12 protein-coding genes are annotated in these 15,384 nt (G+C 62.6%); 11 read left to right on the top strand and 1 reads right to left on the bottom strand.

Going from position 1 to position 15,384, the window contains the following annotated elements:
• From hcaD to AC1Z3O_RS31865, 4 genes are all read left to right on the top strand, one after another.
• A complete protein-coding gene (gene hcaD / locus AC1Z3O_RS31880) occupies positions 1-1,227 on the top strand; it encodes a 3-phenylpropionate/cinnamic acid dioxygenase ferredoxin--NAD(+) reductase subunit (protein ID WP_483520856.1) in 1,227 nt (408 codons plus the stop codon).
• A 156-nt stretch (positions 1,228-1,383) separates the two neighbouring features.
• Positions 1,384-2,340, top strand: a complete 957-nt coding sequence (locus AC1Z3O_RS31875) for a 3-carboxyethylcatechol 2,3-dioxygenase (RefSeq protein WP_483520854.1) — start codon at positions 1,384-1,386, stop codon at positions 2,338-2,340.
• 17 nt (positions 2,341-2,357) lie between these two features.
• On the top strand, positions 2,358-3,146 hold the full coding sequence (gene mhpD, locus AC1Z3O_RS31870; protein ID WP_483520852.1) for a 2-keto-4-pentenoate hydratase: 789 nt from the start codon (positions 2,358-2,360) through the stop codon (positions 3,144-3,146).
• A 19-nt stretch (positions 3,147-3,165) separates the two neighbouring features.
• The gene (locus tag AC1Z3O_RS31865) at positions 3,166-4,035 is read left to right on the top strand and encodes an alpha/beta fold hydrolase (RefSeq protein ID WP_483520850.1); all 870 of its coding nucleotides are present in this window, start codon (positions 3,166-3,168) and stop codon (positions 4,033-4,035) included.
• Positions 4,036-4,067: 32 nt separating this feature from the next.
• On the opposite strand, the gene AC1Z3O_RS31860 is transcribed toward AC1Z3O_RS31865, so the two are convergent.
• Entirely contained in the window at positions 4,068-5,528 is a 1,461-nt protein-coding gene (locus AC1Z3O_RS31860) for a Do family serine endopeptidase (protein WP_483520848.1), read from the bottom strand.
• Positions 5,529-6,389: 861 nt separating this feature from the next.
• On the opposite strand from AC1Z3O_RS31860, the gene AC1Z3O_RS31855 reads away from it, so the two are divergent.
• The 7 genes from AC1Z3O_RS31855 to AC1Z3O_RS31825 all read left to right on the top strand — a co-directional run bounded on the left by AC1Z3O_RS31855 (position 6,390) and on the right by AC1Z3O_RS31825 (position 15,349).
• Positions 6,390-7,649, top strand: coding sequence for an ABC transporter substrate-binding protein (locus AC1Z3O_RS31855; RefSeq protein WP_483520846.1), 1,260 nt, complete (start codon positions 6,390-6,392; stop codon positions 7,647-7,649).
• Between the two features lie 123 nt (positions 7,650-7,772).
• Positions 7,773-8,531, top strand: coding sequence for an ABC transporter ATP-binding protein (locus AC1Z3O_RS31850; protein ID WP_483520844.1), 759 nt, complete (start codon positions 7,773-7,775; stop codon positions 8,529-8,531).
• Positions 8,528-9,259: an ABC transporter ATP-binding protein gene (locus tag AC1Z3O_RS31845; protein WP_483520842.1), complete on the top strand. Its 732-nt coding sequence runs from the start codon at positions 8,528-8,530 to the stop codon at positions 9,257-9,259. The genes AC1Z3O_RS31850 and AC1Z3O_RS31845 overlap by 4 nt, the downstream gene beginning before the upstream one ends.
• A complete protein-coding gene (locus AC1Z3O_RS31840; protein WP_483520840.1) occupies positions 9,259-10,149 on the top strand; it encodes a branched-chain amino acid ABC transporter permease in 891 nt (296 codons plus the stop codon). Before AC1Z3O_RS31845 ends, AC1Z3O_RS31840 begins: the two co-directional genes overlap by 1 nt.
• Positions 10,146-11,117, top strand: coding sequence for a branched-chain amino acid ABC transporter permease (locus AC1Z3O_RS31835; RefSeq protein ID WP_483520838.1), 972 nt, complete (start codon positions 10,146-10,148; stop codon positions 11,115-11,117). Before AC1Z3O_RS31840 ends, AC1Z3O_RS31835 begins: the two co-directional genes overlap by 4 nt.
• A 290-nt stretch (positions 11,118-11,407) precedes the next feature.
• Positions 11,408-14,167, top strand: a complete 2,760-nt coding sequence (locus tag AC1Z3O_RS31830) for a UPF0182 family membrane protein (protein ID WP_483520836.1) — start codon at positions 11,408-11,410, stop codon at positions 14,165-14,167.
• Between the two features lie 285 nt (positions 14,168-14,452).
• Complete coding sequence (locus AC1Z3O_RS31825; RefSeq protein WP_483520834.1) at positions 14,453-15,349, top strand: DUF2242 domain-containing protein; 897 nt, start codon at positions 14,453-14,455, stop codon at positions 15,347-15,349.
• The last annotated feature ends 35 nt before the right edge of the window (positions 15,350-15,384 follow it).

The raw sequence follows: 15,384 nt of genomic DNA, 5'->3' as shown, positions 1-15,384 counted from the left end.
ATGACGACCGCTACCTTTGTGATCGTCGGCGCCGGCCAGGCCGGCGCCACCGCCGCTGCCGAGTTGCGCCGCAATGGCTTCGACGGCCGCATCGTGCTGATTGGCGACGAGCCGTACGCGCCCTACGAGCGGCCGCCGCTGTCGAAGGACGTGCTGCTGCGTCCCGCCGAAACGCGTTGCGCGATTCATCCGGACGACTTCTACGCGCAGCAGCGTATCGAGCTGAAGCTCGGCGTGAAGGCCACCGCGCTCGATACCGACGCGCATACGCTGACGCTCGACGATGGCGAAACGCTCGCCTGGGACAAGCTGCTGCTCGCCACCGGTGCGCGCGTGCGCCGTCTTCCGCTGCTCGATGCGCTCGGCGATAACGTCTACACCCTGCGCACGCTCGACGATGCGCGCGCGCTGCAGGCCGTGTTGAAGGCGGGCAGCCGCGTCGCGGTGGTCGGCGCCGGCGTGATCGGCCTGGAACTCGCCTCGAGCGCGGTCGACCTCGGCGCGCAGGTCACGGTAATCGAGCAGGCGCCGCAGGCGATGATGCGTTGTTCGCCGCCGGTGCTGAACGAGCATCTGTGCGCCGTGCAGCGCGCGCGTGGCGTGGCGATCCATCTTGGTGCCTCCGTCGATGGCGCCGTCCGTGCGAACGGCGGCATCATGCTGACGCTCGGTGACGGCACGCGCATCGAGGCGGATATCGTCGTCTACGGCATCGGCGTCGTGCCGGACACCGGGCTTGCCCATGGCGCCGGCCTCGCCGTCGACAACGGCATCGTGACGGACGCGCGCTGCGCGACCTCACACCCCGATGTCTACGCCGCCGGCGATGTCGCCAGCCAATGGCAGGATCCGGCCGGCGGGCATCTGCGTCGTGAGACCTGGGAGAACGCGAACCTTCAGGCGGCCACGGCCGCGCGCGCCATGCTCGGGATCGAGCCGGATGCGCCGACCGTCCCGTGGTTCTGGACCGACCAATGCGGCTTGAACGTCCAGTTCGCCGGCGACGTGACGGCGCCGGAATGGATCGTTCGTGGCCGCCTCGATTCGCCGCCGGCCGTGCTGTTCGGACTCGATCGCGACGGCACGCTGATCGCCGGCATCACGATCAATCAGGGCCGCGACATGCGCAGCCTGAAAGACCTGATCGCAGGCCAGGCACGGCTGGCGCGCGAGGAGCTCGCGGACCCGGCGTTCAATCTGAGAAACGCAGCGAAGGCGCTTGCATAACGCATGGCGTAGGTCGGTCGCATGTGCCGGTGCGCACAGGATTGCGGCCGTCCAGTCAATGCCGTACTGACAAGCAGAAGGGCAGGCACGCCGCCCGCCTTCGTCCGACCCCGGAAACAGAATGTGTCGCCCGTCGAGGGCGGCCGGAGCATCAATATGCCGATTCTTCTCGAGTGTCTGTCCCATACGCCATTGCAGGGATACTTCGATCCTGCGCCGCCAGTCCTCGATGAGGTGGCGCGCTTCAGCGAAGCGGCGCGCGAGCGCGTACGGGCCTACGATCCCGAACTGGTCGTGGTGTTCGCGCCCGACCACTACAATGGTTTCTTCTACGACATGATGCCGCCGTTCTGCATCGGTGCGCAGGCAAGCAGCATCGGCGACTACAAGAGCCTCGCCGGGCCCTTGCCCGTGCCGCGCGACCTTGCCGTCGAACTGGCGGCCCACGTGCTGGCCTCGGATGTCGACGTCGCGCTGTCGCACCGGATGCAGATCGATCACGGCTGCGCCCAGGCGCTCGAGGTGCTGACCGGCGGGCTCGATCGCTATCCGGTGATTCCCGTCTTCATCAACTCGGTCGCACCGCCGATGGCGAGCCTGCGCCGCGCCCGCCTGCTTGGGGACGCGATCGGCCGCTTCCTGCAGCGCACCGGCAAGCGCGTGCTGGTGGCGGGTTCGGGCGGCATCTCGCACGAGCCGCCCGTGCCGCAGATCGCCGGCGCGGTGCCGGAGGTCAGCGAGCGCCTGATCGCGGGCCGCAATCCGACGCCGGAGGCGCGCGCGCAGCGGGAGCAGCGCACCATCGCCGCCGCCCGCGCCTTCACGGCTGGCGAGAGCACCTTGCACCCCCTGAATCCGGAGTGGGACCGCGCCTTCCTGGAGCGGCTCGCAAATGAGCTGACCGCGGTCGACGGCATGACGGATGACGCCATCACGCGCGACGGCGGCAGGTCCGCACACGAGATCCGTACGTGGGTGGCAGCGTTCGGCACGCTGGCTGCCTATGGCGCCTACCAGGCGTCGATCGATTACTACCGCCCGATTCCTGAATGGATCGCGGGCTTCGCCATGATGCATGCCGAGCCGGCCGCCGCGCGTCCGCTCGCAGCCTAACCGAAAGAGGAACCAAGATGCCTGAGCAGAATACCGTGCGCGCACTGGCGGCACGCCTGCGCGAAGCCGAAACGACCCGCCAGACGATCGCGCCCGTGCGCGGTGAGATCGCGCTGGACGACATCGCCACGGCATACGCGGTGCAACAGTCGAACGTGGACTCTCGCGTCGCGGCGGGCGAGCGCATCGTCGGCCGCAAGATCGGCCTGACCTCGCTGGCCGTGCAGAAGCAGCTCGGCGTCGACCAGCCGGACTTCGGCACGCTCTTCGCCGGCATGGCGGTCGGCGACAGCGAGCCGATGTCGCTCGCAGGGCTGATCCAGCCGAAGGTGGAGGCCGAAATCGCGCTCGTGCTCGAACGCGACCTTCGGCACGAAAAGCACACCTTCGTCGATATCCTGCGTGCCAGTGCGTATGCGCTGGCCGCGATCGAGGTCGTGGACAGCCGCATCCAGAACTGGGACATCCGCTTTGTCGACACGGTGGCCGATAACGCATCGAGTGCGCGCTTCGTGCTGGGCAGCCGCCCCGTCCCGCTTACCGATATCGATCTGAGCGCCTGCGCGATGACGCTCTCGCGCGACGGCGAGGTGCTGTCGCGTGGCGACGGTGCCGCGTGCCTCGGCAATCCACTGAATGCCGCGGTGTGGCTGGCGGACCGGATGGCTCAGCTCGGCACGCCGTTGTGCGCGGGCGACGTGGTGCTGACCGGCGCGCTCGGCCCGATGGTCGCGGTGACCCGGCCGGGCACCTTTGCCGCACAGATCGAGGGACTCGGCGCCGTGCGCGCGACCTTCACCGAATAAGTGAGAAGAGAGAACTGCAATGAATGCCATGACACAAGCCATTTCAGAAGCATCGACGAGCCGCTTCGTGACCGTCCAGGACGGCGAAACGGCATATCGCATCCACTACAACGACGCCGGAACGGGGCCGGAGACCGTGGTGATGCTGCACGGATCGGGCCCCGGTGCCAGCGGCTGGGCAAACTTCAACCGCAACGTCGAGCCGATGGTGGAAGCGGGGTACCGCGTGCTGCTCGTCGATTGCCCGGGCTGGAGCAAGAGCGACCCGGTGGTCAACACGGGATCGCGCTCGGAGCTGAACGGCCGGGTGCTGAAGGGCGTGCTGGACGCCCTTGGCATCGAACGAGCGCACATCCTCGGCAACTCGATGGGCGGGCATAGCGCGGTGGCGTTCGCCCTGGCCAACCCGCAGCGCGTGGGTAAACTGGTGCTGATGGGCGGCGGCACGGGTGGGCCCAGCCAGTTCGTGCCGATGCCTACCGAAGGCATCAAGCTGCTCAATGGCCTGTACCGCGAGCCGACCATCGAGAACCTGAAGCGCATGATGAATGTGTTCGTCTACGACCCGAGCTCGCTCACCGACGAACTGATGCAGGCACGGCTGGACAATATGCTGGCCAGGCGTGATCACCTGGAGAATTTCGTCAAGAGCCTCGCAGCCAACCCGAAGCAGTTCACCGACTACGGCCCGCGCCTCGGCGAGATCGCGGCGCCTACCTTGGTGATCTGGGGCCGTGAAGACCGCTTCGTGCCGATGGACGTCGGCTTGCGCCTGATCGCGGGCATGCAGAATGCACAGATGCACATCTTCAACCGCTGCGGCCACTGGGCCCAGTGGGAGCATGCTGACGCGTTCAACCGCATGGTGATTGATTTCCTGCGTCATTGACGGGGGGATGAGGCTCCCGCTTGGGGGCCTTATCACCCGATCTCGACGGGAACGAAGATGCGCGTGCCGTTTCGCTGGATCAGCAGTGCCACCTGTTTGCCCGCCTTGCTCAACAAGGCCCGCAATTGCTCACGTGAGTCGATCGGGGTCGCATCCAAAGAGAGGATGATGTCGCCGCGCTCGATACCGGACTGTGCCGCAACGCCTTGGGCTTGTTCCACCAGGATTCCACCGGTGACGCCCGCGGCTCGCTTCTCCGCGCCGGTAAGGGGCCGCACTGTCAGTCCGAGCCGGTTATCGGCGCTTCCCATATCCTGCGTGAAGGTGCCTTGATTCGGCGCTGCGGCGACAGTCACATTCATCGTGAGCGGCTTGTGCTCGCGAAGGAGCGTGAGCGTGATGGGCGTCCCAGGCTTGGTCTCGGCTATGGTAGCCGCCAGGTCGGCCGAATCATCGATCGCCTTGTTTCCCACCCGGGTCACGATGTCCCCAGCCTTCAGGCCGCCTTGCGCAGCAGGCGATCCCGGAACGACCGAGTCGACCAGCGCACCTTGCGGCCGATCAAGTCCGAAGGACCGTGCGAGCCCTTGGTCGACGTCTTGTATTGCGATGCCGAGCCTGCCTCGGACGACGCGCCCATGCGCGAGCAACTGGGTCTCCACCTGTTTCGCCAGATTGATCGGGATGGAAAAAGACAGGCCTTGATAACCGCCCGTCTGCGTGTAGATCTGGGCATTGATGCCGATCACCTGGCCGTCGCGGTTGAACAGTGGACCGCCGGAATTGCCGGGGTTGACTGCGACGTCTGTCTGGATGAACGGCACGTAGCTCTCGCCGGGAAGGGCTCGCGAGACAGCGCTGACGATGCCGGCGGTGGCCGTATTCTCGAACCCGTAAGGAGAGCCGATTGCCAATACCGGTTCTCCTGCCCGCACGCGTGACGAATCGCCTAGCTGCACGGTAGGCAAGCCGGTCGCAGGGATTCGAATCAGCGCCACGTCAGAGCCTTGATCCACACCGAGCACCTTTGCGCGGAATTCGCGTCGATCTATCAGCTTCACCCTGACCGTACTAGCGCCATCGACCACGTGGGCGTTTGTCAGGATGAGTCCATCCGGGCTGATGATGAACCCTGAGCCTGCACCGCGTATGACGCGCGGCGTGTTGGCATGTGGCCATTGGAAGTCCGGGGCGAAGCGCTTGAAAAAGTCAAAGAAGGGGTCATTGGGGTCGATGTCCCCAGGAACCGGCTGTGCCTCGCCCGATTCGCGTGTGATGACGGTGATGTTCACCACGGCCGGCCCGTACTTGGAGACGATGGCCGGGAAATCCATCGGCTGTACGGCGGCAGCAGCCAGAGGTGGCGACGTCCCCGCAACCTGGGGTTGGATGGGGTTCGAAGCTTGTTGATTCTCCAGATAGGCAAAGCCGACGGTCGCTGCGGTGACGGTAGCCGTTCCGACAAGCGCCTTGGCCAAGGTTAGGCGGATCATCTCGCATCTCCTATCGCTTTGTTCGCGCTGGAACCGGCCTCCTCGATCCCATAGCACCAGCCTAGGGGGGAATCCTTAAAACAGCGTGAATGGCCGGAGTTCTTGGGGGCGAGATACGCGCGGATGGCACATTGGCATCATGTGCGGCTACTGGCTTTGGCCTGTATGTCACTATGTGATATATCGTCGCACCGGGCGGGGGCAATCTTGAGAAGGGTGGGGCATGACAACGTTGAGCGGGGCATGCCCTGTTCAGATGTTGCGGCTCGGCCAGTATGGCTTGGATGAGCTACGCTGCCACCAACGCCCGCGTGGATCCGAAGAGTGCACTTGATTCGCAAGTTTTCCGGTGGCATGCATCCAAGTACAAGATTCCTCGAACCAGATCCGATGCATTGCAGCGTTGTCGACGTATCGGAATCTGTACTTCGTCCATAGCCTGCGGCGCAGCTCACAAGCGGTTCCCGTGACAATGGCCACTGTTGCAATGTCTCGGCTGCCATTGCAATCACGGCTGGGCGATCGGCGTGATAGGCGTTGCTCACCACGCTTACCTTCTTCGGGTATGTAAGTGGTTAATAGAACTAATTCGCTGCAGACGGCGTCAAACTTTTTGCAAGGGAGCTATCGCAGCGAACGGGTGTGTGCGGCGCAGCAAGCGCCGGAGTGGACCTGAAGGGAATCGACATCATCCCTGCAGCAGCAGGCACCGTACGTGTCCTTTGCCCGCCGCGAGCTTTGCCTATCAGTTCGCGGCAGCCTGATTTCAAGAATCGCCGGGGGAGCGGTGCCGGAAGGACCGCGCGATGCGCGCGAAAGGCTCGTGAATCTTCCTTCCTCTGTTGCAATGGAGGTCTCCCCATGCCCACGAAGAAACTTGTCTTTGCTGCCGCCATTACTGTCACCATCGGCTCCAGCTCAGCCTATGCGGCTTGCGAAACCACGATAGGCAGCGTGATGTCCTTGACCGGCTCGCTGGGCGTGTTAGGCCAACAGATCGCCAAGGGCGCGCAACTGGCAGTTGCAGACCTCAATGCCGCAGGCGGCATCAACGGTTGCATGGCCCAGCTTTCATTGCTCGACGACCAGACCAGTGCCTCCGTTGGTGTCGACGCGGCAAAAAAGCTGGTTGAGGTCCAACATGTACCCGCTATCGTTGGTGCGCTTTCGAGCGGGGTCAGCGCCGCCATCCTCACATCTGTTGCCGCGCCGAGCCGTGTCGTCCTGATCTCTCCTGCCTCGACGTCTCCAACCTTCACGCAATTGGCTAAAGATGGAAAGACCGGCGGCTTCTGGTTCCGCACGGCGCCGTCCGACGCCTTGCAGGGTGTGGCGATCGCCAAGGTGGCCTTGGACGCGGGATTCAAGAAGGTGGCAGTGCTCTACTTGAACAACGCCTATGGTCAGGGCTTGAGCATGGAGTTCACACACGCGTTCACGAAGCTGGGTGGCTTGGTTACGCAGAATGTCACGTACAACCCAAGTCAACCATCCTATCGATCCGAGGTCGACAAGGCGATGAAGCCGGCTCCCGATGCGCTCTTGCTCATTGGCTATCCAGGCGATGGCACGACAATCGCGCGTGAATGGATTTCTTCCGGGGGACCACAGAAGTTCTTGCTTCCAGATGGACTCGAGTCCCAGGACTTTGTGAACGACGTTGGGGCGAAATATTTGACGAACGTGCACGGTACCGCTCCGGGATCCGTGACAACGCTCTCACTGGAGACTTTCCAGCGGGAGTATAAGAGCAAGTTCGGCGATCCGCCCAAGCAGGCATATATTCCCAATGCCTACGATGGCACGGTGATCATCGGACTCGCCATGCAGCGCGCCAAGAGCACCGACGCTGCCGCAATTCGTGACAGCATACGCAAGGTCACGGACCCGAAGGGCGAGAAGATCTATGCCGGCGCTGACCAGTTAAAGAAGGCGACCAGTTTGCTGGCACAAGGAAAGCCAATCCAGTATGTTGGCGCTTCCGGTCCATTGCAGTTCGATGCATACGGCGACATCGACGCGCCCATGGTGGTCTGGTCTGTCGATCAGGACGGAAAGGTGAAGCCGACCGGGATGATAACGGTGGAACAGATCGCACAATTGCGCCGGCAGCTGAAGTAGCACGGCGCGTGCCTGCCAGGTGGCTGCTTGGCCGATTGCGTACGCGAGTCGCACGACCCGGGCCAGCGGCAGGCGCATTGTGCGATCACGTGGACGATAACGCGTCCTGGATGGCTGCTACCTATGCTCCAAGTCAGTCACCTGGTCAAGGAATTTGGAGGATTGCGTGCCGTCAGTGACGTTTCCTTCAGCCTCAAGGCCAACACGATCACGGGGCTCATCGGCCCCAACGGGGCCGGCAAGACGACGCTGTTCAACACAATCGCGGGGCTCTATCGCCCGACCTCCGGTGACATCCAATTCCTGGGCCAGCGTATAGCTGGCGCACCACCGTATCGCATCTTCCGCGATGGCCTGGTGCGGACATTCCAGATTCCTCGACCTTTCGCTGCGATGACAGTCCTGGAAAACTGCATGATGGTCCCGTACCGACAGGCAGGGGAGATCTTCTGGAACAACTGGTTCAAGCGCTCCACGGTGCGCGCCGAAGAAAGCGTCTGCCGCGAGCGCGCCATGCAAGTGCTGCGATTTCTCGGGCTGGGTGCCATGATGGGAGAAAGCGCGGCGAATCTGTCCGGGGGCCAGCAGAAGCTGCTCGAACTGGCTCGTGCACTCATGGCGAAGCCTAAGTTGATCCTCTTGGACGAACCGGGGGCAGGCGTGAACCCGAGCCTGCTTGTCACGATCATGGCCAAGCTGCAAGAACTCCAAGCGCAAGGCATCACGTTCCTGGTCATTGAACACAATATGGACCTCATCATGACCCTGTGCGATCCGGTCCTGGTGATGGCTCAAGGCAAGCTGATCCTGGAGGGGCCACCAGTCATGGTCCGACGCGATCCGCGCGTACTCGAGGCCTATCTCGGCGGGGTGCCGGAATGAAGGAATTGGCCCTGCAAGTGTCCGGGCTGGTCGCCGGCTACACCGCGGAGATCGATATTCTGCGTGGGGTGTCGCTCGAGGTCGGCAAAGGCGAGATCGTGACGGTTCTCGGGCCCAACGGCGCAGGAAAATCGACGCTGATCAAGGCCATCGCAGGGCTGGTCGGGGCGCGCTCGGGGAGCATTCGGCTCTTTGGAGAAGAAACGCTGGGTGTTCCGCCTCACCAGATTGTCGCGCGGGGCCTGGGGTACGTTCCGCAGATCAACAATGTATTCACGCGCCTCAGTGTTGAAGAGAATCTTGAAATGGGTGCCTACATACTCCGGCGAGGTGAGGTTGCACGTAACCGGGAGCAGATGTTCGGCCTCTTTCCTCGGCTTCGCGAGCGACGCAGGCAGTTGGCCGGCACCCTCTCCGGCGGCGAGCGGCAAATGCTGGCTGTTGCGCGTGCCCTGATGTCCAATCCAACGGTTCTGATGCTTGACGAGCCGTCGGCGGGGCTGTCGCCCAAGATGGTGGGTGTCGTCCTGGGGAAGATCCGTGAGGTGCGTGAGATCGGTGTGACGATTCTTATCGTCGAGCAGAACGCCAAATCCGCACTCTTGATCTCCGACAGGGGCTATGTTCTCGCGCAAGGCCGAGAGCAAGTGAGCGGTGACGCCCGGCAATTGCTGGGGAATCCTGACGTCGGGGAGCTTTATCTCGGTGTGCAGCGAGGGCTATCGTGATGTGGCAGTACATTGCCGATGGCATTGTCTTCGGAGCGACCTTGTCGCTCGGGGCGATAGGTTTGACCTTGACCTACAACATCCTTCGCTTTGCCAATTTCGCCCATGGTGAGTTCCTGACCTTCGGGGCCTACTTCGCACTCGTTTTCGTCAGCTTCTACACTGGCAGCGCAGCACTGGGCTCGCTGACGTTCGGCTGGCGTTTTCTGGTGGCGCTGATGGTAGCTGCTGTGATGACCGCTGCGTTGGCGCTTCTGCTCGATTGGGTCCTGTACCGCTTATTGCGCAGGAAGGGAGTTGCCGTGGCGCTCGTGATTGCGTCGTTCGGCGCGTCCCTCATGTTGCGCAACCTGGCAGTCTTCATTTGGGGCGCGCAGCCAGAGTACTACTCTCGCAGCATTGCCATCGCGCGCGAAGTCCTGCCGGGGGTGCGGCTCACTGCCGACGAGATCTTCGTTGTGGCGCTGACCTGTCTATTGATGCTGGGATTGCACCTCTTCCTGAAAATGACCCGGCTCGGCAAGGCGATGCGAGCCGTATCGGACAATCCATCCCTCGCGAGTGTCGCGGGCATCAATACGCAAGGCGTCGTACGCTGGACGTGGATAGTCGGCGGGGCGCTGGCTGCCGTCGCCGGAGTACTTTACGGCTTGACGGTGCAAATTTCGCCGGAAATGGGCTTCAATCTGATTCTGCCGATGTTTGCCGCAGCCATTCTGGGAGGAGTGGGGAGCATCTACGGCGCCGTGCTTGGCGGACTCATCATCGGTCTGGCTGAGTCAGTCTCGGTTCCCTTCATTGGAGCAGCCTACAAGCCGGCCGTCGGCTTTCTACTGATGTTCCTGATCTTGCTGCTCTATCCCAAGGGGCTGCTCGGAGAGCGGTCATGAGCGGCATCGTCTCCTACCTCGTTTTCTTCCTCGTCCAGGCCATGATCTACTCTGTGGCATGCCTTGGCTTGAATCTGCAATGGGGCTACACAGGTCTCTTCAATATTGGCGTGTCGGGCTTTTTCCTGGTCGGCTCCTATGTCTTTGCCATTCTTTGCGGGCCGCCTTACTTCAGCCATCTTGGCGGTTTTGGTTTGCCCTTCGTGGTGGGTCTGGTAGGCGCTGCCGGTGCCGCCGGGCTTGTCGCATTCATTGTCGGCATTCCTACATTGCGTCTGCGGGAGGACTACCTTGCCATTGTCACCATTGGGATAAGCGCGACATTGCAGTTGATCGCGCTCAATGCGTCTCCGTTGACTGGTGGCAGCCAAGGTGTAACCAGTATTCCACGGCCATTGGAAGGCCTGGTTCCCTCGATTTTCGGGCGCGATCTGCTGATGCTCGCGCTGATGGTGGCAATTGTTGCCACGATCTATCTTGCGTTCGAGGCGATGGTTCGCTCGCCTTGGGGGCGTGTGCTGAAGGCAATTCGTGAAGACGAGGTGGCGGCGGCGTCGCTAGGGAAGAACCCCTTCGCGTATCGCTTACAGGCGTTCGTCATCGGCTGCGCCGTCATGGGACTCAGTGGCGCACTCTACGCAAGTTTTATTGGATTCATCAGCCCTACAGACTTTCTGCCTGTCCTCACCTTTCAGATCTGGACCATGCTGATCGTAGGCGGCAGCGCAAACAACAAGGGGGCGATCCTAGGCTCGGTACTGATGTGGGCTATTTGGACCGGGACCGGCAGTGCAGCCCAGATGATGCTGCCGCTCGAACTTCAGGTGAAAGGGGGCGCAGCACAGATCATCTTGATCGGCCTCGCATTAATGGTGACGCTGGTGCTCCGGCCACGCGGCTTGCTAGGAGAGGAAGCCGTTGTCTCGCAGGGTGCGTACATTGGAAAAGTGCAAGAACGCCAGCCGTAGCCCGGCGTCCAATCGACTTCATTCGCCGATGGCGCTTTTCGAAAGTCGCTGAGCGTGGATCCGCGCCCACGCGCATTCCAGGTGTCTCAATGGCCACCCCGCCGCGGTCCGGTTGTTTGCCGCCGTTTTGGCGCGCGCTCTGTCAAGTTCGGGCTTCACAGGTGTTGCGCGTCCTCTCCCCGGATCTCCGGTCTAGAATTGCTGATGGGATGTAAGCACGCGCCTGTCCGACCGGCTATGCATGATGGATCAGCATTGGCTGGCCACGGAGTAGCAGCCGAGGAGGGGCGATGCGGTCGGCAGGGAGATCCGGCATGCGCATTAGACGCTATGCAATCGCCGCTGGAGTCGTCGTCGTCGGCCTGATCATCTTCGGGCGCTTCGCAGACATTGTGGTCGAATGGCTGTGGTTTTCGTCGATCGGCTACGCCAGCGTTTTCCGGGTCATCCTTGCGGCTCAGGTGCTCGTCTTCGTTGGCGTGTTTGCTATCTCGGCGGGCGCGATTTGGGTGGCGGGGTTGCTGGCGCATCATTTTGCGAGCAGCCCTCGCCTCTTAGATTCGGACACCTTTCCTTCCCGAAGAGCGCGTTTCATTGGCGAGCCGGGCGACGCCGTAGCGGGCATTTCCTGGCGCGCCAGCATTGCCGGCGTCGCTGTCGTTCTCGGGCTGATCATCGCCGGCGGCGAAATCTCGCGATGGGACATGGTGCTTCGCTTCCTGCATCAAGTACCCTTCGGCGAACGGGATCCGATCTTCGGCAAGGACATCGGCTTCTATCTCTTCTCCTTGCCCGTCTACATTGCGCTCAAGAACTGGCTGTATTTGCTGCTGTTCTGCTGCGCCGCCATTTCGGGCGTGATCTATGGGGTGCGCGGCGACATCGCGCTCACGCCGCCGTCCCCGCGGCTCTCTCCCGCCGCTGCGACCCATGGCACAGTACTCCTCGGCCTGCTATTCGTGCTGAAGGCCTGGTCCTATTGGCTCGATCGCTATCTGCTGCTCTATGGCGACAACGGTGTCGTGATTGGCGCCAGCTATACCGACATCCACGTCAAGTTGCCGGTCCTGTGGCTGCTCATGTGCCTTGCCATTGCCGCGGCTGTTGTATCTTGGGCCAATGTGCGCCTGCGCGACTATCGAGTCCCTGCCGCCGCGGCCTTGCTTGTGTTTGGCAGCGCATTCTTTCTTGCCCTGATCTACCCGGTGCTGTTCCAGCGCTTCTATGTCAAGCCGAGCGAGCTGGAGTTGGAAGCACCCTATATCGCGCACAACATCGCGCTGACCCGGCGGGCCTACGGCCTCGAGCAAATCGCGGTAAAACCGTTCCCGGCCGAGCAGGGGCTGAATCTCCCCGCGATCCAGGCCAATCGCGCGACGATCGACAATGTCCGCCTCTGGGACGTCGAGCCGCTGCTGGATACCTATGCGCAGCTGCAGGAAATCAGGACCTACTACAAATTCCTCTCCCTGAACATCGACCGCTACCACCTCGAAAGCGGCTACCGACAGGTGATGCTGTCCGCCCGTGAGCTGGAGCCAGCGATGCTTCCGGCGAATGCCAAGACCTGGGTGAACCTGCACCTGCTGTTCACCCACGGCAGCGGCATCGTGATGTCGCCGGTCAACGAGAAATCAACGGAGGGCCTGCCTTCCATCTATCTGGGGGATATTCCGCCGGTCGCCAGTGGCGGCCCGATCATCCAGGAACCGCGCATCTATTTCGGCGAAGGCCGTCAGGACTATGTCGTCGTGAAGGGCACGGTGCCGGAATTCGACTACCCGAAGGGAAAAGACAATACCTACACGGTCTACAAGGGGCGCGACGGCATTGCCATCGGCGGCATGGCGCAGCGCACGCTCTTTGCCTGGCAGCTCGACGATCCAAACATACTGCTTACCGGATACGTCACGGACGAAAGCCGGATCCTGATCCACCGCAACATCCAGGAAAGAGTGCGGACAATCGCTCCGTTCCTGAGCCTGGACCAGGATCCTTATATCGTCGCGAGCGGCGGGCGACTTTATTGGATGCAGGATGCCTATACCATCAGCCGCTGGTTCCCCTACGCCCAAGCAGGCTTCGGCGCCGAGTCGAACTACATCCGCAATGCGGTCAAGGTGGTGATCGATGCGTATGACGGCACCGTCGACTTCTATGTCAGTGATCCAGCCGACCCGATCGTGCGAACGTACGAGCGCATATTCCCGGCCTTGTTCAAGCCTCTGTCAGCCATGCCGCCGGATCTGCTGCAGCATATCCGCTATCCCGAGGACCTGTTCCGGATCCAGGCAAAGCTCTACGCCGCCTACCATATGGACGCGCCCGAAGTCTTCTACAACCGCGAGGATCTTTGGCAGTTCCCGCGGGCGTTGGCCGGCATCGACGGCGGGAACGTCCCGGGTGCACCCATGTCTCTCATGGCGCCTTACTACATGATCATGCGGCTCCCCGGCGAACCTCACGCCGAGTTCATCCTCATGCTGCCAATGGTGCCCAGCCAGCGCGACAATATGATCGCCTGGCTGGCGGCACGTTGTGACCCGCCTGACTACGGCAAGCTGATCGTCTACGCTTTCCCCAAGGACAAACTGGTCTTCGGTCCCTTCCAGATCGAGGCGCGCATCCAGCAGAATACCGAGATCTCGCAACAGATCTCGCTGTGGAACCAGATGGGCTCCCGCGTCATCCGCGGCCACCTTCTTGTGGTGCCAATCGAGAACTCGATCCTGTATCTGTCACCGCTCTACCTGCGCGCGGCGTCCGGCCAGTTGCCCGAATTGAAGCGGGTAATCGCTGCCTATGGTGATCGTGTGGTGATGGAAAACACCCTGGGCGAAGCCATCGCGGCGCTTTTCAAGGAGACCGGCCCCTTGGCATCACCTGCCCGTGGTTCGGCAGACGCGCGCGCCCGAGACGCCCTCGCGCACTATGACCGCGCGATCGAGCGCCTGAAGGCAGGAGACTGGAGCGGCTTCGGCGCGGAACTCGATGCACTCAGGCCCCTGCTCGAAAATCTTGGCGCCGGCCGCCCCGAGGATCAAAGGTGAACCATGTAACTACCTCGTCATGGCTGCACGAGCCGCGTAGAGTCGGAGACGGATCCGCTCTGCCAATTCGCTCAGGTGGCGACCACCATGCGGAAGTCCTCGCGCGCTCGGAACCCCTGATCAGCAGACGAATCTATAATGACGCCCCGGCCATGCGAGATTGCGTCGCAACAAGCCACCGGTGCAAATGAACATTACACCGCACATGCGGCGGCCTCGTCCCGACCGCGCCTCCCGACCGCACCTCGCGGCGCGTCACACGGCCGAGCCCTTTTTACTGAAGCCATGTTCCACCGATTCCGCCAGTTGTCCGTTTTGTGCGCGATTGCCGTCACCTTGTCGGCATGCAGCAGTTTAAGTCCGGGGCCGGCGCCGACCCCGCTTTATCAGGAGGAGCAGTTCGACGCGGCGGCGAGCCCATACGCGCGCACCTTCCACTCGAATTCCGACGCGACTTGCGAAGCCGCGCGCCGGGCGCTGCTGAGCCAGGGTTATGTGTCGAGTTCGGAGCATCCACAGACGATCGATGGCAGCAAGAGTTTCCAGCCGAGCAATGACACGCACGTCGTGATCGCCTTTCACGTCGTCTGCGCGGATGCGAACGCAGAGGGCACCTCGAGCACCGCCTATGTGAACGCGGTACAGGACCGCTACGCGCTGAAGAAAAGCAGCACCTCGGCCAGCGTCGGGCTGAGCGTGCTCGGCTCGGTGTCGTTGCCGATCGGCTCGAGCAGTGACTCGATGGTCAAGATCGCGAGCGAGACGATTCCGGCCGGCGTCTTCTACGAGCGCTTCTTCAATCTGGTCGACCATTTCTTGAAGGTCGATCCGGTGCAGCGCGACCGCGCGACAGTGAAGGCCGCGAAGAAGGAGCACGTTGCGCCGCTTCCTGAGCCCGCGCCGACGCATCCGGGCGAGCCGATGAAGATGACGACGCCCGCCGTGCCGACGCCGCCCGCGCCGCCCGTTGCGGTACAGCCGCCTGCTGCAGCACCTGCACCGGCTCCAGCGACCCCGACGCCTGCGCCGACCTCGAAGGCGCCAGATGGATCAACGGCCACTGCAGCGCCCGCCGCGAAGCCCGACGCCGCGGCGCCGGCGGCCGCGTCCTCACCGGCCGCGCCAGCAGCGCCGGCTGCACCGTCCGCTCCACCTGCCACGGGCACGAGCGGCACGAACTGAGCGCATGCCGCCAAGACTTCTTCGAACTGGATCTG

It is taken from the genome of Cupriavidus sp. 09_S30 (assembly GCF_056930435.1).
The sequence above is the reverse complement of the archived record's forward strand: the minus strand, read 5'-3'. Positions and strand labels throughout refer to the sequence as shown.

Coding starts and splice junctions, on each gene's coding strand:
- hcaD (WP_483520856.1), top strand. CDS start 1: ATGACGACCGCTACCTTTGTGATCGTCGGCGCCGGCCAGGCCGGCGCC.
- AC1Z3O_RS31875 (WP_483520854.1), top strand. CDS start 1,384: ATGCCGATTCTTCTCGAGTGTCTGTCCCATACGCCATTGCAGGGATAC.
- mhpD (WP_483520852.1), top strand. CDS start 2,358: ATGCCTGAGCAGAATACCGTGCGCGCACTGGCGGCACGCCTGCGCGAA.
- AC1Z3O_RS31865 (WP_483520850.1), top strand. CDS start 3,166: ATGAATGCCATGACACAAGCCATTTCAGAAGCATCGACGAGCCGCTTC.
- AC1Z3O_RS31860 (WP_483520848.1), bottom strand. CDS start 5,528: ATGATCCGCCTAACCTTGGCCAAGGCGCTTGTCGGAACGGCTACCGTC.
- AC1Z3O_RS31855 (WP_483520846.1), top strand. CDS start 6,390: ATGCCCACGAAGAAACTTGTCTTTGCTGCCGCCATTACTGTCACCATC.
- AC1Z3O_RS31850 (WP_483520844.1), top strand. CDS start 7,773: ATGCTCCAAGTCAGTCACCTGGTCAAGGAATTTGGAGGATTGCGTGCC.
- AC1Z3O_RS31845 (WP_483520842.1), top strand. CDS start 8,528: ATGAAGGAATTGGCCCTGCAAGTGTCCGGGCTGGTCGCCGGCTACACC.
- AC1Z3O_RS31840 (WP_483520840.1), top strand. CDS start 9,259: ATGTGGCAGTACATTGCCGATGGCATTGTCTTCGGAGCGACCTTGTCG.
- AC1Z3O_RS31835 (WP_483520838.1), top strand. CDS start 10,146: ATGAGCGGCATCGTCTCCTACCTCGTTTTCTTCCTCGTCCAGGCCATG.
- AC1Z3O_RS31830 (WP_483520836.1), top strand. CDS start 11,408: ATGCGGTCGGCAGGGAGATCCGGCATGCGCATTAGACGCTATGCAATC.
- AC1Z3O_RS31825 (WP_483520834.1), top strand. CDS start 14,453: ATGTTCCACCGATTCCGCCAGTTGTCCGTTTTGTGCGCGATTGCCGTC.